Source organism: Paenarthrobacter nicotinovorans (assembly GCF_007670255.1).
In the GTDB taxonomy this organism is placed as follows: Bacteria; Actinomycetota; Actinomycetes; order Actinomycetales; family Micrococcaceae; genus Arthrobacter; species Arthrobacter nicotinovorans_B.
This window is the reverse complement of the sequence record NZ_SZVS01000001.1, coordinates 301,138-324,182: the sequence shown is the minus strand read 5'-3', so window position 1 is coordinate 324,182 and position 23,045 is coordinate 301,138. Positions and strand designations below refer to the sequence as shown.

At 62.5% G+C, this 23,045-nt stretch carries 20 protein-coding genes; 7 read left to right on the top strand and 13 right to left on the bottom strand.

Translation table 11 applies throughout. The annotated features are described in order from the left end of the window. Window positions 1-67: 67 nt before the first annotated feature. The 10 genes from FDP28_RS01515 to FDP28_RS01470 form a co-directional block, all read right to left on the bottom strand. Complete coding sequence (locus FDP28_RS01515) at window positions 68-991, bottom strand: FKBP-type peptidyl-prolyl cis-trans isomerase (RefSeq protein WP_144658850.1); 924 nt, start codon at window positions 989-991, stop codon at window positions 68-70. 128 nt (window positions 992-1,119) lie between these two features. Further along, window positions 1,120-2,484 carry a Pup--protein ligase gene (gene pafA / locus FDP28_RS01510; RefSeq protein ID WP_144658849.1) on the bottom strand — a complete coding sequence of 455 codons (1,365 nt, stop codon included), beginning with the start codon at window positions 2,482-2,484 and terminating at the stop codon, window positions 1,120-1,122. Between the two features lies 1 nt (window position 2,485). After that, a complete protein-coding gene (gene prcA / locus FDP28_RS01505) occupies window positions 2,486-3,193 on the bottom strand; it encodes a proteasome subunit alpha (protein ID WP_144658848.1) in 708 nt (235 codons plus the stop codon). A 1-nt stretch (window position 3,194) separates the two neighbouring features. Further along, the gene (gene prcB, locus FDP28_RS01500) at window positions 3,195-4,004 is read right to left on the bottom strand and encodes a proteasome subunit beta (RefSeq protein WP_144658847.1); all 810 of its coding nucleotides are present in this window, start codon (window positions 4,002-4,004) and stop codon (window positions 3,195-3,197) included. A 79-nt stretch (window positions 4,005-4,083) separates the two neighbouring features. Further along, window positions 4,084-4,287, bottom strand: coding sequence for a ubiquitin-like protein Pup (locus FDP28_RS01495; RefSeq protein WP_018777646.1), 204 nt, complete (start codon window positions 4,285-4,287; stop codon window positions 4,084-4,086). 120 nt (window positions 4,288-4,407) lie between these two features. Next, a complete protein-coding gene (gene dop, locus FDP28_RS01490) occupies window positions 4,408-6,027 on the bottom strand; it encodes a depupylase/deamidase Dop (RefSeq protein ID WP_144659098.1) in 1,620 nt (539 codons plus the stop codon). Between the two features lie 50 nt (window positions 6,028-6,077). Beyond that, entirely contained in the window at window positions 6,078-7,886 is a 1,809-nt protein-coding gene (arc, locus tag FDP28_RS01485; protein ID WP_144658846.1) for a proteasome ATPase, read from the bottom strand. 96 nt (window positions 7,887-7,982) lie between these two features. Next, complete coding sequence (locus tag FDP28_RS01480; RefSeq protein ID WP_144658845.1) at window positions 7,983-9,047, bottom strand: tRNA (adenine-N1)-methyltransferase; 1,065 nt, start codon at window positions 9,045-9,047, stop codon at window positions 7,983-7,985. Window positions 9,048-9,160: 113 nt separating this feature from the next. Then, window positions 9,161-10,324 (bottom strand): site-2 protease family protein, encoded by a 1,164-nt coding sequence (locus FDP28_RS01475; RefSeq protein WP_144658844.1) that lies wholly within the window; start codon window positions 10,322-10,324, stop codon window positions 9,161-9,163. Continuing rightward, window positions 10,325-11,137, bottom strand: a complete 813-nt coding sequence (locus FDP28_RS01470) for an HAD family hydrolase (RefSeq protein ID WP_144658843.1) — start codon at window positions 11,135-11,137, stop codon at window positions 10,325-10,327. Window positions 11,138-11,167: 30 nt separating this feature from the next. Here FDP28_RS01470 and FDP28_RS01465 point away from each other — a divergent pair, with 30 nt between their 5' ends. Next, entirely contained in the window at window positions 11,168-12,073 is a 906-nt protein-coding gene (locus tag FDP28_RS01465) for a PAC2 family protein (RefSeq protein ID WP_144658842.1), read from the top strand. A 70-nt stretch (window positions 12,074-12,143) separates the two neighbouring features. Here FDP28_RS01465 and mshC read toward each other — a convergent pair whose 3' ends face one another. Both mshC and FDP28_RS01455 read right to left on the bottom strand, forming a co-directional pair. Beyond that, window positions 12,144-13,421: a cysteine--1-D-myo-inosityl 2-amino-2-deoxy-alpha-D-glucopyranoside ligase gene (gene mshC, locus FDP28_RS01460; protein WP_144658841.1), complete on the bottom strand. Its 1,278-nt coding sequence runs from the start codon at window positions 13,419-13,421 to the stop codon at window positions 12,144-12,146. Between the two features lie 15 nt (window positions 13,422-13,436). Further along, window positions 13,437-14,270, bottom strand: coding sequence for an undecaprenyl-diphosphate phosphatase (locus FDP28_RS01455; protein ID WP_144658840.1), 834 nt, complete (start codon window positions 14,268-14,270; stop codon window positions 13,437-13,439). Window positions 14,271-14,322: 52 nt separating this feature from the next. Here FDP28_RS01455 and FDP28_RS01450 point away from each other — a divergent pair, with 52 nt between their 5' ends. Beyond that, window positions 14,323-15,255, top strand: coding sequence for an aldo/keto reductase (locus tag FDP28_RS01450; RefSeq protein ID WP_144658839.1), 933 nt, complete (start codon window positions 14,323-14,325; stop codon window positions 15,253-15,255). Between the two features lie 3 nt (window positions 15,256-15,258). Here FDP28_RS01450 and rfbA read toward each other — a convergent pair whose 3' ends face one another. After that, window positions 15,259-16,125, bottom strand: coding sequence for a glucose-1-phosphate thymidylyltransferase RfbA (gene rfbA / locus FDP28_RS01445; RefSeq protein WP_144658838.1), 867 nt, complete (start codon window positions 16,123-16,125; stop codon window positions 15,259-15,261). Between the two features lie 53 nt (window positions 16,126-16,178). Between rfbA and rfbB the strand changes: the two genes are divergently transcribed. The 5 genes from rfbB to FDP28_RS01420 all read left to right on the top strand — a co-directional run bounded on the left by rfbB (window position 16,179) and on the right by FDP28_RS01420 (window position 23,020). Then, window positions 16,179-17,177 carry a dTDP-glucose 4,6-dehydratase gene (gene rfbB / locus FDP28_RS01440; protein ID WP_144658837.1) on the top strand — a complete coding sequence of 333 codons (999 nt, stop codon included), beginning with the start codon at window positions 16,179-16,181 and terminating at the stop codon, window positions 17,175-17,177. Between the two features lie 3 nt (window positions 17,178-17,180). Beyond that, window positions 17,181-18,578 (top strand): sugar nucleotide-binding protein, encoded by a 1,398-nt coding sequence (locus FDP28_RS01435; protein WP_144658836.1) that lies wholly within the window; start codon window positions 17,181-17,183, stop codon window positions 18,576-18,578. A gap of 200 nt (window positions 18,579-18,778) precedes the next feature. Further along, entirely contained in the window at window positions 18,779-20,023 is a 1,245-nt protein-coding gene (locus FDP28_RS01430; protein WP_260842282.1) for a hypothetical protein, read from the top strand. A gap of 130 nt (window positions 20,024-20,153) precedes the next feature. After that, window positions 20,154-22,187, top strand: a complete 2,034-nt coding sequence (locus FDP28_RS01425) for a WecB/TagA/CpsF family glycosyltransferase (RefSeq protein ID WP_260842281.1) — start codon at window positions 20,154-20,156, stop codon at window positions 22,185-22,187. 56 nt (window positions 22,188-22,243) lie between these two features. Next, entirely contained in the window at window positions 22,244-23,020 is a 777-nt protein-coding gene (locus tag FDP28_RS01420; protein ID WP_397320615.1) for a glycosyltransferase, read from the top strand. The last annotated feature ends 25 nt before the right edge of the window (window positions 23,021-23,045 follow it).

Here is a 23,045-nt window from a genome sequence, read left to right as displayed (position 1 = left end):
CTTGGTGTGGGTGATGGATGGGTGTCAGGAACCAGCCTAAGCCAGTGCCCGCCGATTGCGATGGGGGTTACTTGACGCCCAGGATGTCCACGACGAAGACAAGGTCACCCTTGGCTTCGCCCTGGCCGGCGGCGCCGTAGGCGAGGTCCTGCGGAATGACCAACAAAACGCGGGAGCCAACAGTTTTGCCTTCGAGGCCTTGCGTCCAGCCCTTGATAACACCTGTGAGCGGGAAGCTTGCGGGCTTTCCGCGGTCGTAACTGGAATCGAACTTGGTTCCGCCTACGAGGTTGACGCCAACGTAGTTGACTGTGAGGGTGTCTGATGCCTTCACAGCCGCGCCCTTGCCCTTGATGAGGTCCTGGGCGATGAGCTCCTTGGGTGCGGCCACGCCGTCAACGGAGATCTGCGGAATACCCTTGTCGTCTTCCTTCACGGTAGGAAGTCCGGCGGGAGGAGTTACGGGGTCGCCTTCAGGCTTGTCCAGTACCGGAGCAGGGTCCTTGGCGGAGAGCAGCTTGAAGACGACAAGCTGGGTGGCAGCCGCGGGCGAAGCTCCAGCGTTGCCAGGAGCGGCGAAGGCAATCTGCGAGCCAATCTTGGCACCAACGATCGCGTTGTAGATCTGCTGGTTGCCGGACTTCAGTTCGTCCGTCAGTTCAATTGGCTGCGGCCCATTGGCGTAGGCGTCTTCCACCGTTTTGCCGTCGTTGCCGTCGACGGCAACGTAGACGAGTTCGGCTGTCTGCCCGGCCTTCACACGCTCTCCGTCACCCTCCTTGACCACCTTGACGGTGGGTTCGGACACGCTGAGCGGCTTGGAAAATTCAACGCCAGGTGCTTTGTCGTTGCCGTTGTCCGTCACTTTCACGGAGTCGAGCTTGGAGATGTCACCTGCGGACTGGCTGGTGGGCTCAGGTGCCGCGTTGCTTCCCCCGCACGCGGTGATGAGCAGCAGGGCAGGAAGAAGAATTGCTAGGAGTCGGCGCACAAAAAGACACTTTCGTCGGGGCAAAGGACACTCGGAACAGCGGATGACGCCTCCAAGCAGGTTGTCTCCTGGAAAGAGACCACTATCCAGAATAGCCCGCCAAGCTGGGAACCAGCTTAAAGCGCAGATCAGCCCATGGAGTCCAGGAGCGCATCCACCCTTTCGTCCTCGCTCCGGAAGGGGTCCTTGCAGAGGATGGTCTGGTGCGCGCGGTCATTCAATTTCAGGTGGACCCAGTCGACGGTGTAGTCGCGGCCCAGTTCCTGCGCGCGGCGAACGAAGTCGCCACGGAGCTTGGCGCGGGTAGTCTGTGGAGGTGCGTCCACGGCGTCCTTGACATCGGTTTCAGTGACCAGTCGGCGGGCCGCTCCCCTGGCCTGGAGCAGGAAGAACAGGCCCCGTTGCCGCGAGATGTCGTGGTACGTGAGGTCCAGTTGGGCGATCCGGGGAGAATCGAGGCCGAGCCCGTGTCGTTGCATATAGCCGTCCATGAGCTTCTTCTTGATGGCCCAGTCAACCTCGGTGTCAATGGTGCTGGTATCGCCGCTTTCAATAGCGTCAAGCGTGCGCTTCCACAGATCCAGGATCAAGGGAACGTGGGCATTGTGTGCTCCGTTGGTGGCGACGAAGTCAGTGACCTTGGTGAGGTATTCGCGCTGGATATCGAGGGCCGTGAGCTGCCTGCCGTTGGCCAGGCGGATCAGGGCCCGGCCCGTCAGGTCGTGCGAGATCTCGCGGATGCTGCGGATGGGGTTTTCCATGCGCATGTCACGCATGATCACGCCCGATTCGATCATCCGCAGAATCAGGTCCACCGTACCGACTTTGAGCAGGGCCGTTGTCTCGGACATGTTGGAGTCTCCGACGATGACGTGGAGACGGCGATAGAACTCAGCGTCAGCGTGGGGCTCGTCCCTGGTATTGATAATGGGCCGCGAACGCGTGGTCGCCGAGGACACCCCTTCCCAGATGTGGTCGGCGCGTTGGGAGAAAGCGAAGGTGGCCCCGTGCGGAGTCTTCAACACCTTGCCGGCCCCTGCGATCAGCTGCCGCGTCACCAGGAAGGGAATCAGGATTTCAGCCAAACGCGAGAATTCACCGCGGCGCGGAATCAGGTAGTTCTCGTGGCTCCCGTAGGAGTTTCCGGCCGAATCCGTGTTGTTCTTGAAAAGGTAAACGGTTCCGTTGAAGCCCTCGGCGGCCAGCCTGCTTTGGGCCTCGTCCACCAGGTCATCGAGAATCAGTTCGCCCGCCCTGTCGTGGGCAATGAGTTGGGCAAGGTCGTCGCACTCGGCCGTGGCGTACTCCGGGTGGGAACCCACGTCCAGGTAGAGCCGCGAGCCGTTGGTCAGGAAGACGTTTGAAGACCTCCCCCAACTGACCACTTTCCTGAAGAGGTAGCGGGCCACTTCCTCAGGTGCCAAAGGACGCGAATCAGGACTGGAATAGGAAATCCCGAATTCCGTTTCGATGCCAAATATGCGTTTGTCCATCTCAGGCCTCCTCTGTGAGCAACCGGGTCATGTCCTCGGGCAGCAGTCGCCGGAACGCCCTGCGTGATCCGCGGTGGCTCTCCGAAGCACGGTAGAGGACGGCGGCCTCGACGGCGGTAGCCGGCAGGGCTTCGAGCTCCTTGTCGGCAGCCAAGGCCCGCAAGGCCAAACGCATGGCACCCGGCAGGGTGAGATCCGGCTCCCAAGCCCGGCTGACGACGTCGGAAATCTGCTCCGCCAGTCCGCCCATGACGACGAAACCGTTCTCGTCAGCGATGGAACCATCGAACGTCAGGCGGTAGAGGTGGTCCTGCTCCCGTGTCGCCCCGACCTCGGCCACCGCCAGTTCAACCTCAAATGGCTTCTGTTCAGCGGTGAAGACTGCCCCCAGGCTTTGGGCGTACACACTGGCCAGGCCGCGGGCCGTGACGTCTTCGCGGTCATAGGAGTAACCCCGGACATCGGCGTAGCGGACGCCCGCCTGCCGCAGGCTTTCGAACTCGTTATACTTGCCTACGGCCGCAAAGGCGATCTTGTCGTAGATTTCGCCGATTTTGTGGAGGGACGGTGACGGATTCTCTGCGATCAGGGCAATGCCGTCAGCGCAGCTGATGACCACGACGGACCGGCCGCGCGCGATGCCTTTCCGCGCGAAGTCGGCGCGGTCCTTCATCAGTTGTTCAGGAGAGACATAGAACTGCTGTGTCATCTCAGGCCTCCCGTCCGGCGATGGCCCGCGATTCGACGATTGCCCCGGCAATGGCTGCAAGGTCGCGTTCGGGGACCCTGCGGTTTCCTGCGCGGTTGACCGTGTAGACCACCGGCCAGAGTTGCCGTACCGGGTCCGGTCCGCCAGTGGCGGAGTCGTCGTCAGCGGCGTCGTAGAGTGCCTCGACAGCTACTGCTATGGCGTCTTCCTCGGAGAGGTTCGGTTTCCACAGCTTTTTCAGCGCGCCCCTGGCGAAGACCGAACCCGATCCCACCGAATGGTGTTCCTGCTCTTCATAGCGGCCGCCCGTGACGTCGTAGGAGAACAAACGGCCCACGCCGCTGACGTGGTCGAATCCGGCGAAGAGCGGAATGACTGCCATCCCCTGCATTGCCATGGGCAGGTTCCCCCGGATCATGGCACCCAGGCGGTTTGCTTTGCCCACGAGGCTCAGCAACGTGCCTTCGATCTTTTCGTAGTGTTCGAGCTCAACTTGGAAAAGGCGCGTGATGTCGATTGCCAGGCCTGCCGTGCCGGCGATGCCCAGCACCGAGAATTCATCGGCCGGGAACACCTTTTCGATGTGCCGGCTGGCGATGACATTGCCCATGGTGGCGCGGCGGTCGCCCGCCATCAGCACGCCGCCCGCATAAGTCAGCGCCACGATGGTGGTGGCATGCGGTGAGGCCGGTACGGAGCCGGCGGGCAGTGGCTGGTTGAACGGAAGGAGTTCAGGACGAGAGCGTTGCAGATGCTCGGTGAATGAAGACGTAGCCTGGGTGGCCAGGGGGCCGTTTGATGGGTCCTGCATTGCTGCACTCCTTCGACTCTGCGTTCACGTGCCCGGCGGCCTCACGCCGTCCGGGTGGTAGGTCCTTGCTGTGGGCCGGTTACTGGCCGCCCTTTTGGACGAAGGCCCTGACGAACTCTTCGGCGTTCGATTCCAGAACACCGTCGATTTCGTCGAGGAGATCATCCACGCCCTGCGTTGCCTCGGATGCCTGGGCTTCGGGCGCTGCAGGCGGAGCCTCCGGGACGTCCACTTCAGCTTCGGTTTCCCGTGACTGTGGTTGTTGCTGCTCCTGAGCTGCCATTTTCTTTCTCCCTACTGTCAGTCCCCGGATCTTGGAGACTTCCTACTGCCATATTGCCACGCTGCGGGCCGCCGCGTACGGCTTTGGGCCGGTGCGAATATTCCTGTGGCGCACACCGGCTCAACCCCTTGCCGGCGGCGGATTCTGGCCCAACAATTCGCCAAGGAAGGGACCCGCTTCAGTGTGTCGTTCGAAGAGTGCCCCGGTCAGCGCCTGTGTCCCGCGCAACGGTTCGCGGGTGGGAACGCGCTGGAGTTTCCCCAGTCCCGGCACGTCAAAGATCACAGAGTCCCAGCTGGCGCCCACCACGTCCTTGCCGAACCTCGAAACGCACTTGCCGCGGAAGTACGCGCGGGTGTCCGACGGCGGTTCCGTCACCGCCCGGGCGATGTCGGCGTCGTCCACTACCCGCTGCATGCGGTTGTTGGACAGAAGCCTGTAGTAGAGGCCCTTCTCGGGGCGGATGTCCGACCATTGAAGGTCCACCAGGCCGAGCCGGGCGTCGTCCCAGCCCAATCCGTCCCTGTTCCTGTACCCCTCCAGGATCGACTTCTTCGCCACCCATTCCACGGACGAAGCCGCGGACATCACGTCGGACCCCAACGCGGTCAAGGTGGATTCCCAACGGGCCAGAACCCCGTGGCTGTGGCCGTCTCCGGAGAGTGAATCAGCCACGCCGGTTTCCTGGGCCAGTTTCGCTGCGGCCTCGTAATACATCCATTGGAGGTCCAGGGCTGTCACCCGCCGTCCGTCGAGCAGCCGAACCGTTGACGTCAGCGTGGTGTCGTGGCTGACGGCTTGAAGGGCCTGGACCGGCTCGTGGACCTCGATCTTGGGAGCCTGGCCGGCCTCAATGAGGCTCAGGACCATGGCCGTGGTTCCGAATTTGAGGTAATTGGAAGCCTGGCTGAGGTTGGCGTCCCCAATGATCACGTGCAAGCGGCGGTACTTGTCCGCCGTTGCATGGGGTTCGTCCCGGGTGTTGATGATGGGGCGGCGGATGGTCGTCTCCAGCCCCACTTCCGCTTCAAAGAAGTCCGCCCGCTGGCTGATCTGGTATCCGGGCGTCGAACTGTCCTGTCCCAACCCCACCCGGCCCGCACCGCAGACCACCTGACGGGACACGAAGAAAGGGGTCAAGCCGCGAATGATGTCACCAAAGGGCACCGAACGGGGCATGAGGTAGTTCTCATGGGAACCATAAGACACCGACTTGTTATCGGTGTTGTTCTTATACAGGTTGATGGCAGGCAAACTGGTGTCTGCGGCCACCTTCCGGACAGTGGCAAGGGCCACGAGGTCACCCGCGGCGTCCCAGGCAACCGCATCCCGGGGATTGGTAACCTCCGGACTGGAATACTCCGGATGGGCGTGGTCGACGTACAGGCGGGCGCCGTTGCCGAGGACCATGTTCATCAGGAGCGATCCTGACTCGTCCGCGCCATCAAGCTCCAGTTCCTGGCGGCCGTATGCCAAGGCGACGGCTTCGGCGTCGAGGACCGGAGGCTGGTCCGTGAGTTGGCTTGGATCCGCCGCCGCCCTGTCCACGGTCCAGCCGCGGGCGTCGTGGAGCGGCTCTTCGTCCGTGTAGTCCCACCGCGTCTCGGCGCCGCCGGCGGCACGCTGCCGCGTGACGGCGGCGTATGCCTGGATGATCCTTGCGGACATCATGGTGGCATTGGCACCCGGTGCGGACGGCGCGTGGATACCGTATTCAGTTTCCGAGCCCATGACGCGCATCGCTCCGCCGGCGGGCAGTTTCTCTGCGGGTGTACCTTCGGGTCTTGCTGTCACAGGTACTGGCCCGTGTTCGCGGTGGTCTCGATGGACTTGCCAGGTTCCTGCCCGGCCTTGCCTTGGACGATGGTCCGGATGTAGGTGATCCGTTCACCCTTCTTGCCTGAGATCCGTGCCCAATCGTCCGGATTGGTGGTGTTCGGCATGTCCTCGTGCTCCCGGAACTCATCCACCACAGCCCGCAGCAGGTGCTCGATCCGGAGGCCCTTTTGCTGGTTGGTCAACAGATCCTTGATGGCGTACTTCTTGGCGCGGTCCACGACGTTCTGCACCACAGCACCGGAATTGAAGTCCTTGAAGTACAGCATCTCCGTGTCGCCGTTGGCGTAGGTAACTTCGAGGTACTCGTTGGATTTCTCGGTGGAGTACATCGCTTCCACTGTCCGCTGGACCATGGCATCCACCGTTGCCTGGACGTCTCCGCCGTACTCCGCCAGGTCCTGGGCGTGGAACGGCAGGTCAGTGGTGATGTATTTGGCGAAAATGTCCGCGGCGGCTTCGGCGTCGGGCCGTTGGATCTTGACTTTTACATCGAGGCGCCCTGGTCGGAGGATCGCAGGATCAATCATGTCTTCCCGGTTTGATGCACCGATGACAATCACGTTGTCCAGGCGCTCCACGCCGTCGATCTCGCTGAGCAGCTGGGGCACGATGGTGGTTTCGACGTCGGACGAGACACCTGTACCGCGGGTCCGGAAAAGCGAGTCCATCTCGTCAAAGAAGACAACCACGGGGCTGCCGTCCGACGCCTTTTCACGGGCCCGCGCGAAGATCAACCGGATATGCCGCTCGGTTTCGCCCACGTACTTGTCCAGGAGCTCGGGACCCTTGATGTTCAGGAAGTAGCTCTTGAGATCGGTGTTGCCGGCGCGTTCAGCGGCCCGGGCAGCGAGGGAGTTCGCAACGGCCTTGGCGATCAGCGTCTTGCCGCAGCCCGGAGGACCGTACAACAGGATGCCTTTGGGAGCCTTCAATCCGTGTTCGCGGTAGAGGTCCGGATGCAGGAACGGCAGCTCCACGGCATCGCGGATCTGTTCGATCTGCGGACCGAGGCCGCCAATGTCCTGGTAGGTGATGTCCGGAACTTCCTCAAGGACCAGGTTTTCCACTTCGGCGCGGGGAACCTTCTCCAGGGCGTACCCGGTCCGTGAATCCAGGGACAGCGCGTCGCCGACCTTGAGGTGGAGCTCCTGGAGGGCTCCGGAGAGCCGGACCACCCGTTCTTCATCGGCGCGGCCGACTACCAGTGCACGGTCCCTGCCGAGCATTTCCTTCAACGTGACCAGTTCGCCGGCCCGCTCGTAGCCAAGTCCTGCCACGATGAGGAGGGCCTCATTGAGCAGGACCTCCTGCCCTACTGCGAGTTGGTTGACGTTGACCAGTGGGCTGACGCCCACGCGCATCTTGCGACCAGCGTTGAAGATGTCCACTGACTCTTCTGTTGCGGCCTGCCCGGAGCTTCCCGGTGCCGGCTGCCTGCGGGGGTTGACCTGGAGCACAGTCCCGAAACTGTAGGGCGGCTGCCCTTCCTGCTCTATAGCCCCCTTCAGGCGAAGGATCTCGGCTTTGGCGGTTTCCAGCATGCTCACCAGCTTGCTGTTGTTCTGGGTAGCGGCTGCCAGCTGGCGGTCGATGTGGCGGAGCTTGTCCCGAAGGATGTTGATCTGCCGTTCGGCAACAGTCAGGTCAGTCGAGGGTTCAGGCGGCTGAACTGGGGCGATACCCCGGCCCGCCCTTTCCTCTGCCGCTGCGTTTGCATCCTCCGGTGTCGGCCGTCCAAGGTCGTTGTTTGGCGTATCCACGATTCATCAGCCCCTTCCTGCGCTTAACAAGACCTTAGTCCCGAAAAGCCCAGGGTGCCCGGTGACATCCGGAATGCGGACCCTATTGTGACCTTTTCAGTTTGTGACCGGGGGTTCGTCCTGGACGTTGGTTCCGGCAATGGCGTCACGGGCGGCGCGGCGCAGCTTCTTGTCCGAGACTGAACGTTCCCCCACTGCACCGGGGGTCCAGGCGTTGAGGTCCTCTTCGCTGAATTCTGTCTTGGAAGGACGCCGTTTCACGGAAATGCCGGTGACGCCATCGGCCAAACGCCGGGTCACCAGCAAGAAGCCGGTGTGGGCAACCATGCGGTGGTCGGGCCGGACGGCGAGGCCCTCCAGGTGCCAGCCGCGAACCATCGACTCCCAGGCGTCCGGCTCCGTGAAGCGGCCGTCGGCGCGGATTGCTTCTGCCGTGCGCGACAACTGGGTCACTGTGGCGACATAGTTGATCCAGACGCCCCCCGGCGCCAAGACCGTGGCAACGGCGTCGAGGCATTCCCAAGGAGCGAGCATGTCCAGGACCACACGGTCCACAGAGCCGGGGGCCTCGGCCTTGACGACTTCTTCCTGGAAGTCGCCCAAGGAGATCTGCCACGCCGGGTGTGGTCCACCGAAAATGGTTTCGACGTTGCCGCGGGCGATGTCAGCGAACTCTTCGCGGCGCTCGAAGGAGTGCAGGTAACCGCCGTCGCCTACGGCACGGAGCAGCGAAATGGACAGTGCGCCTGAACCGACGCCTGCTTCCACAACGCGGGCGCCGGGGAAGATGTCTGCCATGGTAACGATCTGGGCCGCGTCTTTGGGGTAGACAACGGCGGCACCGCGGGGCATGGACAACACGAAGTCGGACAACAGGGGGCGCAGCGTCTGGTACTGCTGGCCAACATTGTTGCTCACCACGGAACCGTCGACCTTGCCGATGATTTCGTCGTGGTTCAGGAATCCACGGTGCGTATGGAACGCACCGCCCACTTCCAGCATGATCGTGTTCATTCGCCCGCGCTCGTCCGTGAGCTGGACCCGTTCTCCCACACGAAAGGGCCCGCGACGCCGTGCAGCGCCCGTTGGCTGCACAGTGGAGCCGGAGGCTGCCTCGTCCGGGCTGGCGCTTGCCTCGGGGGCGGCGGTTTCGCGGTTCATGTGGTGTTCCTCGCTCTTGTACGGCTGGGCCGCTGCGTGTTGCTGGCTGCTGGGCGCCGGCGGCATGGGGTTTCTGCCAAGACGGCCGGCATGTAACTCTACCGGTCCTGTGGTCAGGCGCGACCGCTCCTGCGCGGTTCCTTACCTGTTATGGCTGTCACTACGGCTTCCTGGCGGAGCAGTCCGGTGACGACTCCGTTATGGTCCACCACAGCGTATTCGCCGCCTTCCAACTGCGCCAAGTACTGGATCAACTCCTGGCCCTTGGACCATTCGGGGACGTACGCGCCTGCAGCCAGCGCGTGGGCAACCGCGGTGACCGGCGTCGTCGTGGCCGCCTCAAAGGGGACGCTGGCAACCGCAGGGCCGTCAACAACGCCTTGCGGCTTGCCGTCAGGTCCGCAGATCACGACGGCGGGACTCCCCGCCGGTGCTATGGCCAGGACATCTGCCACTGTCGCCGAGTTCGGCACACCGACGGCGCGGTCCGCCAGTCCGGCGGCAGTCACCAGGTAGAGGCGGCTGCGCAGTTTTGCGTGGTGGATGGAGCTGGAAGCACTCATCCAGAGGAAGCCGCAGACCAGAACGGTGACGACCGTGTACATCGGATCAGGCAATTCGCCCTTGAGGAACGGCACAACGATGAACCAGATGACCAAAGCCACGACGATGATCCTGCCGGACCAGCCAGCGGCAATGGTTCCCTTGTCCTGGCTGCCGGTGGCCTTCCAGACAGCTGACTCCACCAGGCGGCCACCGTCCAAAGGCATTCCAGGGAGGACATTGAAGATACCGATCACCAGGTTGGCGAGCATCAGGATGTCCGCGAGCATCCGCGGAATGCCGCTGAGCATTCCCGTAGACGTTACAGCCCACATAATCCCGGCGATGACGAAGTTCGACGCTGGCCCGGCAAGGGCAACGATGACCGAGCGGCCGGGCGAGGCGGTGAAGTTCTCGAACTGGGTGTGGCCACCCCACAGGTTCAGCACGATTTTCTCAGTGGGCCAGCCAAAGGCCCTGGCACTGAGTGCATGGGCGATCTCGTGCAGGAGGACCGAGACCGCCAGCAGCAAGGCGACGGCGAGGCCGGCCAAGTATCCCCAGTTGCCAATGCCAGGAAACCTGTCGATGATAACGGGGCCGTAGAAAACCACCGTGATCGCGGCGATCACGAACCACGAATAGGCCAGGTAGACGGGCACGCCCGCTATCTTCCCCAGCGGGATGCCTTCCCTTTTCGACGCGACGTGATGGGGTGCGGGGGAACTGCTCACCTAGTTGGCCCCTTCAACGAGGTCGAGCGCCGGAAAGCGGTCACCGACCAACCGGCCAACGTCGGCAGCCGTCCGGCCAACCAAGGTATCCCACAGGATCATGCGGTGGTCCTCGGGCAGCGGTACCTGGTGCGGAATGCCGACAGTGACCACGCCTGCGGCCATGGCGGCCGTAGCGCCGGGCACGGAGTCTTCCAGGGCGACGCAATGGTCGATGGTCAGGGTCGGGTCGTCCAGCTTCAGCCGTTCCACCGCGGTGAGGTAAGCCTCCGGGTGGGGCTTTCCGTGGGTGACGGTGTCGCCGGTGACCATGAACTCGAAATACGGCTTGGGGAGGCTTTCAACCACCACTCCCGCGAGCGGGCCTTCCGACATGGTTACCAGGGCGCAGCGGATGCCTGCCGCGTGGAGTTCATCCAGCAGCTCGCGCGCTCCCGGGCGCCACGGGACTTCCTGGCGCACACGGGCAATGACCTGTGCGCTCAAAGTATCCACGATTTCGCGGGCCTCGAGTTTGACTCCGGCCCGCTGCAGGACAGCCGCGGAGTGAAGCAAGGACTGGCCCACCAACTGCATGGCCTGCTGGTGGCTCCAGCTGCCTCCATGTGCTTCCACCAGGGCGCGCTCGGCCGCGATCCAATAGGGTTCGGTGTCCACGAGTGTGCCATCCATATCCCAGAGCACGGCTTTGAGGAGGGGCTGGCTGGGTGTTGAATGCATGGTTTCCAGTCTACGTGGAACCTGATGGCCCACAGTCCCGGCATTGTGCTGTGGGCGAATATGGGACACGCGTTGAGGCGAAATGCCATGCATCCATCAGGGTCTTGGACGTAGGGTGAGTGGATGAACAGTGTGGACGGGACCCCCGAAGGGCAGGACATCACCGTGGAGCCCGAGCGTTTCCTCAAGGAACCCGCGGAAGGACAGCGCGTCACCGTAATGATCGCCGCCTTTGAGGGCTGGAACGACGCCGGTGAAGCAGCCAGCGATGCCCTGCACTACCTGAACAAGCTATGGGACGGCAAGAAAGTCGCCACCGTGGATGCCGAGGAATATTACGATTTCCAGTTCACCAGGCCCACCGTGCGGCGCACCTCCTCCGGCGCCCGGAAAGTGAAGTGGCCATCCACCAGGATCTACAAGGCCGCAGTCCCGGACAGCAACGTGGATGTGGTTTTTGTCCTCGGCACGGAACCGTCTTACCGCTGGCGTGCCTACACCACCGAGCTTTTGGTCCATGCCGAAGCCCTCAAGGTGGATTCCGTCATTCTGGTTGGCGCTTTGCTGGCCGATGTTCCGCACAGCCGGCCTATTCCGGTCAGCACCACCACGGAGGACAACGGCTTGCGGGAACGGCTCAATCTGGAAGCCTCGCAATACGAAGGGCCCGTGGGAATCGTCGGGGTCCTGGCCGAATTCGCCCTTTTGGCGGGCCTGCCCACGGTCTCACTCTGGGCCGCCGTTCCCCACTACGTAGCGCAGCCGCCCTCCCCCAAGGCCCAGCTCGCAATCCTGCACAAGATCGAGGACCTGCTTCAGGTGCCCCTGGACAGCCATGCCCTCGCTGAAGAGTCTGAAGCCTGGGAACGCGGAGTCGATGAGCTCGCCACGGAGGACCCGGAAATTGCTGCCTATGTGCGTCAACTCGAAGAAGCCAAGGACACGGCAGACCTCCCGGAGGCCTCGGGTGAATCCATTGCCCGGGAATTCGAGCGGTACCTGAAGCGGCGCGGCAAGGAGCGTCCGTAGGACCCAGACGTCCGAAAACGGCAAACGGCCCCGACGAATGTCGGGGCCTTTTGCTTCTTTCCGGCGCGGTCTAGAGTTCCACGCCCAGCAAAGCGTTGACGGCATCGGATACCAGGGCAGCATCATGAGCGGACTTCTCCGCACCGTTGCGTACTGCCTCCTGGGCCCAATGGTCGACGGCGGCCAGCGCACCTGGCGCGTTGAGGTCCTCGGCCAGCTCCTTGCGGATGGCCGCGATCAGCCCGGACGCAGAACCGGCTGGAGCCTGCTCCAAGGCTGCCCGCCAAACAGCGACCCTGTCTTTGGCCGCCGCGAAGTCTGCATCAGTCCACGACCAGTCGGAGCGGTAGTGGTTGGCCAGGATCGCCAGGCGGATGGCAGCTGGTTCTTCACCGGCTGCACGGAGCTTGGAGACGAGTACCAGGTTTCCCTTGGACTTGCTCATCTTCTCTCCGTCCAGACCCACCATGCCGGCGTGGGCATAGTGACGGGCCAACGGGACTCCGGAGAGGGAGTACGCGTGGCCGGCCCCCATTTCGTGGTGCGGGAAGATCAAGTCGGAGCCGCCACCTTGCACCGTGAACGGCGCCGGAAGATACTTCTGCGCGATCACGGTACATTCGATGTGCCAGCCTGGCCGCCCGGCACCGAGGCCGGCTCCCGGCCAGCTGGGTTCTCCGTCCCGGGCCACCCGCCACAGCAGTGGATCAAGGGCGTTCCGTTTGCCCGGCCTCCCGGGGTCTCCCCCGCGTTCGGCGAACAGCGCGAGCATCTCGCTCTCACCAAGGCCTGATACATCGCCGAGGGTCCAGGCATCCGTAGCGCTGGAGCTCTTTCCGGCGGCTTCGACGTCATAGTAGACGTCGCCGTCGGGTTCTCCGTCGCCACCTTGGACGCGGTAGGCGACGCCATCGGCGATGAGCTGTTCAATGGCTGGCACGATGTCGGGGATTGCCTCGACGGCGCCAACGTAATGGTCCGGGGCGAGGACGTTCAGGGCGTCCATATCCGTGTGGAAAAGCTCGATTTGGCTTTCAGCCAGTTCACGCCAGTCCACGCCGGTAGCGGTGGCGCGTTCAAGAAGGGGGTCATCGACGTCCGTGACGTTTTGAACGTAGGACACGCGGATCCCTGCATCACGCCAAGCGCGGTTCAGGAGGTCGAACGCTACATAGCTCGAAGCATGGCCCATATGCGTTGCGTCATAGGGCGTGATGCCGCAGACGTACATCGACTGCTCGGCTTGTTGTTCCACCTCCACGACACGGCCCAGAGCGGTGTCGTACAGCCGTACGGGCGGCATGCTGCCGGGCAGTTCAGGTACAGGGCGGGAGATCCACGATTTCACGACTCAACCTTAGTGCTAGGCACTGATCACACCGAAACCGAGCAGGACATACAAGGCCAACCCAAGGAAGATGCGGTACCAGACAAAGAGCCGGTAACTGCGTGTGGACACGAACTTCAGGAACCAGCCGATGATGACGTAACCCACAACGAAGGCGATGACCGTGGCCAGTGCGGTTTCGGGCAGTCCGTAAGGTCCGGCCAGGCCCTCTTTGGTGACTGTTTTGTAAAGCTGGTAGAGGCCGCTGCCGAACACGGCCGGAATGGCGAGAAGGAAGGAGTAGCGTGCGGCCGCTTCACGGGTGTAACCCATGAGGAGTCCGGCCGTGATGGTGCCGCCGGAGCGCGAAACGCCGGGAATCAACGCCATTGCCTGGGCAAAGCCATACAGGATGCCGTGTTTGTAGCTCAGTTGGGTGAGATCCCGCTCCTGCCGGCCAATGGCATCGGCGACGGCGAGAATCATGCCGAAAACAATCAGCATGGTGGCAACAATCCACATGCTGCGGAACACTGACTCGATTTGGTCCTGGAACAACAGTCCAAGGATGACGATGGGAAGGCTGCCCAGGATGACCAGCCAGCCCATGCGGGCATCGGGGTCGTTCCGTTCCACTTTGCCCGTCAAGGAGCCGAACCAGGCCCGCACAATGCGGACGATGTCACGCCAAAAGTAGACGATGACGGCGGTTTCGGTACCTAGCTGGGTGATGGCCGTAAAAGCCGCCCCGGGATCGGCTGCATCGGGGAGGAATGAGCCGACGATCCGCAGATGCGCGCTCGAGGAAATCGGGAGGAATTCGGTGAGGCCCTGCACAAGGCCCAGCAAGGCTGCTTCTATCCAGTTCACGTGAATAGACCCTACGTCATGAACACTGGTAACTGCCCGTAAGCTAGCTGCTATGCAGCAGCGTTATGTCGGGAACAGTGGGTTCCGCGTGTCTTCGATGTCCCTTGGAACCATGTCCTGGGCGCAGGAAACCGATGAGCAGGATGCTGCGGAACTGCTCCACGCGTTTGTTGAAGCAGGTGGAACAGTGGTTGACACTGCCGCGTCCCACGCGCAGGGACGGGCCGAGGCGATGCTGGGCTCCATGCTCGGAGACGTCGTCGCCCGGTCCGAAATCGTCATCTCCACCAAAGCCGGCGTGTCGTCGTCGGAAACGCGCCGCAGTGTCAACGCCTCCCGGGGGGCGCTGCTTTCTGCGCTGGATGCGAGCCTGGCAAGGCTCGGAACGGATTACATCGACATCTGGTTCGCCCAGGAGTGGGATCCGAACGTGCCGTTGGATGAAACGCTCTCGGCTCTGGAGCTGGCACAGCGAAGCGGACGTGCCCGTTACGTCGGCATTTCCAATTACAACGGCTGGCAGACGGCCAAGGCCGCGGCAGTGGCAGGTTTTACTTTGGTGGCCAACCAGTCGGAATATTCTCTGCTCAACCGCAAAGCCGAGGAAGAACTTATCCCCGCCGTCGAGGACGCCGGCCTCGGCCTGATGGCCTGGGCCCCTTTGGGGCGCGGGGTTCTCAGCGGCAAGTACCGGGGACAAATTCCCGCGGATTCCCGAGCGGCTCAGGGAAGGCTGGCAACGTACGTCGAGCCCTATCTGGAACCGCGGGCATCGCGGGTGGTGGAAGCAGTAGCGATGGCAGCACGTGGGCTGGGCCGTTCTCCCTTGGACGTGTCCTTGAGCTGGCTGCTGTCCCGGCCGGGGGTGTCCACTGCGGTTGTCGGACCAAGGAACGCGGTTCAGCTCAAGGAATTGCTGGATGCGCAGTTGGCGGTTCTCCCGGCAGAGATTGCACGTGCGCTTGAGGATGTTTCCGCGGCGTAAGGGTCAGCGCCGGTCCAGGATGTCCAGCAGGTAGCTGCCGTAGCCGCTCTTGGCCAGTTTGGCCGCCTGTTGCCTGAGCTCGTCGTCAGTCAGGTATCCCATTCGCCATGCCACTTCTTCCGGCGCGCCGATCTTCAACCCTTGCCGGTTTTCGGTGGTACGGACGTAGTTGGAGGCATCATTGAGATCACTGAAGGTTCCGGTGTCCAGCCAGGCGGTCCCCCGCGGAAACTTCTGCACATGCAGCTGCCCAAGCTCCATGTATTTGCGGTTGATGTCGGTTATTTCCAGCTCCCCGCGCGGTGATGGCTGCAGCTCCTTTGCCATGGCGACAACGTTGTTGTCATAAAAGTACAGTCCGGGCACTGCATAGTTGCTTTTGGGTGCCGAGGGCTTCTCTTCAATCGAAATTGCCAGGCCTTTATCATCGAATTCCACCACGCCGTAGGCAGAGGGGTCCTTGACCCAGTATCCGAAGATTGCGCCGCCGTCGACATCGGCATAATGGCGGAGCTGGTTGCCCATGCCGGGACCATTGAAGATGTTATCGCCCAGGATGAGCGCCACTTTGCCGCTTCCGATGTGCTCCTCCCCGAGAATGAAGGCTTGGGCAAGTCCGTCGGGTGTGGGTTGACGGGCATAGCTCACATTGACTCCGAATTGCGAGCCGTCCCCCAGGAGCTTCTCGAATTGGGGACCATCCGCAGGTGTCGTGATGATAAGGATGTCGCGGATTCCAGCGAGCATCAGGGTGCACAGCGGATAGTAAATCATTGGTTTATCAAAGACCGGAACCAATTGTTTACTGATTCCGAGCGTAATTGGATGGAGCCTGGAGCCCGTGCCACCGGCAAGAATAATTCCGCGCATCTAACTGTCCTCTCCCGCTGCACATCACCGTCAGGGACGGTTACGCTATGGCCATGCAGAGAATCCTTGTCACCGGCGGGGCCGGATTCATCGGATGCAATTTTGTTCACTTCATCATGGAGCACACTGGCCTTCATGTCACTGTCCTGGACAAGCTCACCTACGCCGGCAGCATGGAGTCGCTCTCGGGACTGCCTTCAAACCGCTTCGAATTCCATAGAGGGGACATTTGCGACGGCGGTCTGGTGGACGCACTGACGGCCTCAGTGGATGCCGTGGTGCACTTTGCGGCCGAGTCGCATAACGACAACTCGCTGGATGATCCCCGTCCTTTCCTGGACTCCAACCTGATGGGCACGTTCACCCTGATCGAAGCCGCCCGCAAGCACGGAACACGCTTCCACCACATCTCCACCGATGAAGTGTATGGAGACCTGGCGCTGGATGATCCCTGCAAATTCACTGAGGACTCGGTGTACCGGCCCACCAGCCCTTACTCCGCTACGAAAGCCGGTTCGGACATGTTGGTCCGGGCTTGGGTGCGTTCGTTTGGCCTCCAAGCCACCATCAGCAATTGCTCCAACAACTACGGTCCATACCAGCACGTTGAGAAGTTCATCCCGCGGCAGATCACCAACATCCTCGACGGACTGCGGCCCCGGCTGTACGGCCAGGGACTGAATGTCCGCGACTGGATCCACGTGGAGGACCATTCCTCGGCCGTCTTGACGATCCTCCAACGGGGGCGGATCGGAGAGACCTACTTGATCGGGGCCAATGGGGAGCGGTCGAACCGTGAGGTGGTGGAGAAGTTACTGATTCTGAATGGACAACAGCCGGACGCCTACGACCTCGTCAATGACCGTCCGGGACACGATCTGCGCTACGCCATCGACTCCAGCAAGCTCCGCGGTGAACTTGGTTGGTTGCCCCGGTTCTCCGACTTCGACTCAGGCCTGGCAGAGACCGTCCAGTGGTACAAGGCCAACGAGCAGTGGTGGCGGCCCCAGAAGGCGGCCACGGAGTCAAAATACGCCGGCCAAGGGCACTAAGCCGTGGACGCCAGGGAACCAATCTCCGCGCCAACCCCCATTCCTGGGTTGTTGCTGTTCGAGCTTCCTCTGCATGCCGACGGTCGCGGGTGGTTCAAGGAAAACTGGCACCGAAGCAAGATGCTGTCCGCCGGGCTGCCCGATTTTGGTCCCGTCCAGAACAACGTCTCCTTCAATGCCGTTCCCGGCACTACCCGGGGCATCCATGCCGAACCCTGGGACAAATTCATCTCCTTGGCCTCCGGGCGTATCTTCGGGGCGTGGGTGGACCTTCGCGAGGGACCTACCTTTGGGGTCCTGTTCACCGCGGAGCTGACTCCGGGCCAAGCTGTCTTCGTGCCACGTGGTGTAGGGAACGCCTTTCAGACACTGGAACCCGACACCGCCTACTCCTACCTGGTAAACGACCATTGGAGCCCGGATGCCCGGAAGGATTACACCTTCTTGAATCTGGCCGACGAACACGTCTCCGTGCCGTGGCCGATCCCCCTCAGCCGCGCTGTGGTCTCGGAACAGGACAAGAACCATCCGCGCCTTGGCCACGTTGCCCCGATGCAAAAACGGCGGACTCTCGTCCTCGGAGCCGACGGCCAATTGGGGGCCGCATTGCGGCAGGCATTCGACGGCGACAGAACGGTCGACTTTGCCGGTCGCCGGGATTTTGACATCACCAGCGAGGACTCCTTCCGGTCGCTGGCATGGCGCAGCTACGCCACGATCATCAATGCTGCAGCTTTTACCGCGGTGGATGCTGCCGAAACTCCGGAAGGCCGCACAGCTGCCTGGTCCGTCAACGCAGCCGCCGTCGCCCGCTTGGCGAGTACCGCCGTCGAACATTCACTGACGCTGGTCCATGTGTCGAGCGACTACGTCTTTGACGGCACTGCGGAACTGCACACGGAAGATGAGGCATACGCTCCGTTGGGGGTATACGGGCAGAGCAAGGCCGCAGGCGATATGGCTGTGGCAGCCGTCCCGAGGCACTACATCGTCAGGACGAGCTGGGTTGTGGGTGACGGGAAGAACTTTGTTCGGACCATGGCCGGCCTCGCTGCCAAAGCAGCATCACCGAACGTGGTGGATGACCAAATCGGCCGGCTGAGCTTCGCGGTGGATATTGCCGCGGGTATCAGGCATCTGGTGGATTCACAGGCACCGTACGGCACCTACAACATCAGTAACAGTGGGGTGCCGAGAAGTTGGGCGGCAATCGCCGCGGAGGTTTATCGGCTTTGCGGCGCGGATCCGGGGCTGGTTCGTCCCGTCACTGCAGCCGAGTACGCGCAACCGGGCACAGCTCCACGGCCGGTCCACAGCGTGCTGGACTTGGCCAAAATTACCGCCGCGGGCTTCACTCCCCCGGATGGGTCACAGCGTCTGGCGGAATACCTCAAGGGGTAGCGAACGCACCTGACGTTGCGCACGTCCGGCTGAAACACGACGGCGGTTTACGGAATTGTGGAGCGGATGTCATCCTTTGAGGTACTCATCATTGGGTTGCGGAAGAAGATGACGTTATGAGGGCTCGCTACGTCACGACGATGGCCTTGACACTTGGCTTGCTGTTCTGGGCAAGTACGATTCCAGGAACTGTCCCACGCGTGGCTCCCCCTCCCCAGCCGGAACCCACAGCGACGTCCATGGAACCCGCAGCTGCGCTCCATGAGCTCCCGAGGATTCCGTGGGAGGGCGGCCCGGCATATTGGCGGCAATTTTCCAAAGCCGCCGCAGCCGGCTGGAATGACCCCTCCTTTTTCCCCATCGCCATCTGGTACGGCTCCCCCGGCAGCGATGCGCAGCTGAAGTACGACAAAGCGCTGGGCATCAATACTTACGTTCAGGGCAACCCGGACGCGTCCAGTGCAGCCATCTCGGCTCACGGTATGTTTACCCTTTTCGCGCCCGCGGACGCTCCTGCCAACTGGGACCGGCAGGTGGGCAGCGTGCTGGATGATGAAGTGGATGGCAGGTATGAACCCGTGCCAGGCCTGGCACATATGAAGCAATTGGCGGCCCAGCACGATCCTGCAGTGACTGGCAGGTTCACTTATGCGAACTGGACCTCGGGAATCGTCACCTATGACGTGCCCATGCAGTTCTCAACGGACTACTACAGCACCGCGAACGTGAACTCCGTGGACCAATACTTCTACTCCGTCCCGCAATGCGACTGGGGTGATGGCACGCTAAGGTGGCGGACTCCGAACGGACAGAATCCCATCACCGCATCGAACTGCCGCACCGCCTCAAGCTATGGGAAAATCATGCAATTACAGCAGGAAGTCAATGCCGCGCGCGGTGTCCAGGCGCCGCTCTGGGCGCTCCCCACGGTGGTCAGCACCGGCGGCTCAACACGCGGCTACAAGCAGTTGGGCCCTGAGCAGGTCAAGGCACAGGTGTGGGCGTCGATTATCCACGAGGCGAGGGGAATTGTGTGGTTCAGCCAGTCGCCGGACCAACAGGAAGTGAACGATTGCATCACCGGTGACGCCTTCCAGGACGCCCGGAAACACAGCGCCGACTGCCTGAAGGAACAGGTCGCTGCAGTGGGGGTCGTGAACCACGCCATCAGCGCCTTGGCGCCGGTCCTCAACACCCAGTCCTATGTCTGGGACTTTGGCGACGGAACAGACACCATGCTCAAGGCCAAGGACGGAAGCGCCTATGTCTTTGCGATGACCGACGATGGGGCCACCGGCAGCAGAACGTTCACACTTCCTGCCGGGATAACGGGTTCCACCGTGGAAGTGCTGGACGAAAACCGTTCCATTCCAGTCCAAGGGGGGAAATTTACTGATGATTTCCCGAACGAGTACACGCATCATGTGTACCGCATCGCCCTTTAGGGAGCCGAAGCGCTCCCGTAGCCGTAAAGGCCCGTGGAAAAGGCTGGCGAATACGGGAAAGTCGTCCTAAAGTAGCCCTACGGCAGCCTCTGGCAGGAGGCCGGGAGACAACTCAAGAAAACATGTCGATATGGCGGGCCTGCCCGCCATCCGCGAATCCTGGCAGTGCAGCAGCCAGGGGTCGTGGGTCACATGGTTATGCCTTGAGCTTGACCCGATCCTGGAGCCAAGAATGCTGCTGCCGAAATCCCTGACGACCCGGAAAGCAATTCACCGGGTAGTCCCCCACCTGACAGTCCCCCACCGCGTGGCCCCACGCCCCGGAACCGCACCACGCCCCCTGGGCGCTGCCCCCGAAGACCCTTGGGTGAACCTGGGCGGCGTCGCGGTCAAGCTCATGGAATTCCAGCCAGCCATTGAGGAGATCCTTGGCAGGGCCAGCGGTGTCAATGCCCCGCCGTTGGGCGTGTGCTCTGCCAATCTGGACCATATCCGCCACTTTGGTTCAGGTGGCCGCTGGTCGGGCACCCTTGAAAAGTCAGGTGCCGTGGAGTGGTTGACCCTTGTCGACGGCGCCCCGCTGGCGACGCAGGCCCGGCGCCTGACGTCAAGAAGCTGGCCTCGGCTGGCAGGCAGCGATCTCGTCGGCCCCTTGCTGGAGGCGGCAGAGCGGAGGGGGCTTACGGTGGGTTTCCTTGGTGGGTCGGTGGAAACCCAGCGTCTGATCCGCGACAGGTTCGAAGTGGAACGGCCACAGCTGAAGATCGTTGGGTGGTGGGCGCCGGCGCGCACCATTCTTGGCGACCCCCAGGCTTCCCGCCGACTTGCGGGCATGATTTCGGAGTCGGCACCCGACCTTCTGATCGTGGGCTTGGGCAAGCCGCGGCAGGAACTCTGGATCTCGGAATATGGAGCCATGACGGGTGCGGGAGTCTTGCTCGCCTTCGGGGCCGTTGTGGACTTTCTGGCAGGGCATATCAAGCGGGCCCCGTCCTGGGTGAGTTCCAACAGCCTCGAGTGGGCCTGGCGGCTGGCACTGGAACCCCGACGGCTTGCCCGTCGATACCTCGTGGACGGACCGGAAGCCTACGTGCGGCTGCGAAGGAACAGCGGTTTGGCGCTGCCCCCGGTCGTCCCGGGGCAACGCCTGAACCCGGATGCCGCCCAGCAGGCCACCGCTGTCCACAGCGTGGATGTCCCGGAGCGTGAGCCCAGCCGCGCTCCGGGGTCCTTCATGCCACCGAGCTCCACCGCGGATGTCGCCGTCGTCGTCGTCACCTACAACAACGAGGACTCCATCGGGCCGTTGATCCTGAGCCTGCGCAAGGAAGCACAGGAGCAGTCCTTGAAAGTGGTGGTGGCCGACAACTCCCCCAACCACCGCACCATCAGTGAACTGTCCCGGCATCCGGACGTCATCGCCATCAGGACCGGGGGAAACCTGGGATACGCCGGCGGAATCAACGCAGCACTCTCAGCCGCCGGAGAAGCCCGTACCTACCTCATCCTCAATCCGGACCTCCGCGTTGCGGAAGGATCTGTCCTGGCAATGCGGAGACGCCTGGAACAATCCGGGGCGGGAATGGTTGTGCCGGTCCTGCTGGAGGACGATGGCACCGTCTACCCCTCACTAAGGCGGGAACCGGGAGTTCTGCGAGCGCTTGGGGATGCGGCCCTGGGCAGCCGTTTTGGATCCCGTCCGGCGTGGTTGTCGGAGATGGATGTCGATGAGGAGAGTTACTTGCATGGGCATCAGGTGGAGTGGGCTACTGGCGCGGCGTTATTGGTGGACGCAGCGGCCGCCAAGCTGGTGGGTGCCTGGGATGAGCGCTTCTTCCTGTATTCGGAGGAAACCGACTACTGCCACCGCATGAGGGAGGCTGGATATTCCATTTGGTTCGAACCGGCCGCCCGGATGTGGCATACGCGGGGTGGATCCGGGGCTTCTCCGCAGCTCGTCGCCTTGATGTCTGTGAACCGTGTCCGATATGCGGAAAAGTACCTTGGGCCGGCGCGGCTGGTGGCCTTTCGTGGCGCTGTCCTGGCCGCGGAGGTGGCGCGGCTGGGGAAAGCCGGTCACCGCGATGCTGCGTGGGCTTTGACCAGCCGACGGCGGTGGGATCGCCTTCCACATGCCGTGCGGCCAGTCGAAAGGGAGATCTAGTGGGTGCGGGGTATCCCTCGGGAGCGGTCATTATCCCGGCCCATAATGAGGCTGCGGTGATCGACAGAACCCTGGGGTCGCTGAGGGAAGTCATCAGCTGGGGAACTGTGGACGTCGTAGTGGCCTGCAATGGGTGTACGGACGCTACGGAAGTGATCGCGTCGCGATGGCAGGGGGTCTCCGTCCTGCATGTTGCAGAGGCGTCAAAGACCGCGGCGTTGAATGCCGGCGACCAGTGCACCGGCTTGTGGCCGCGCCTTTATTTGGATGCCGACATAGAGGTCAGCTCCAAAGCTCTTGCGGATGTTTTTGCAGCCCTGCAGGATGGAACTTTGTTGGCTGCCCGGCCGGCGTTCAGTTACGACACGCACGGAGCTTCGGGGCCGGTGCGGGCCTACTACCGTGCACGCGGCAGGATCCCGGGCAATGCGGAGGGACTGTGGGGCGCCGGTGCTTATGCGTTGAGTCGTTCCGGGCACAGCCGCATGGGCGTCTTCCCCGCACTGACAGGGGACGACTATTTTGTGGACAGGCTTTTTGATGCGCAGGAGAAGGCTGTCCTGCCCACGGAGCCGGTGATAGTCCGGACGCCCCGGACATCCGCTGCGTTGTTGGCTGTGTTGCGTCGCACCTATCGGGGTAATGCCGAACAGGACCAGGTGTCAGGCGGGGCCTCCCTGCTGCGGACGGTTCGCCAGTTGCTGGGGTCGGTTCGTGGACCTCGGACGGCTTGTGACGCCGTCGTCTATGCAGTGTTCGCGGTGGCGGGGCGCCGTCATCCAAGGTCCCGGGCCTCGTCCCCCGTATGGGAGCGGGATGAGAGTCGTCGCTAGAGGCCGTTGACTGTTGCTTGCCTGT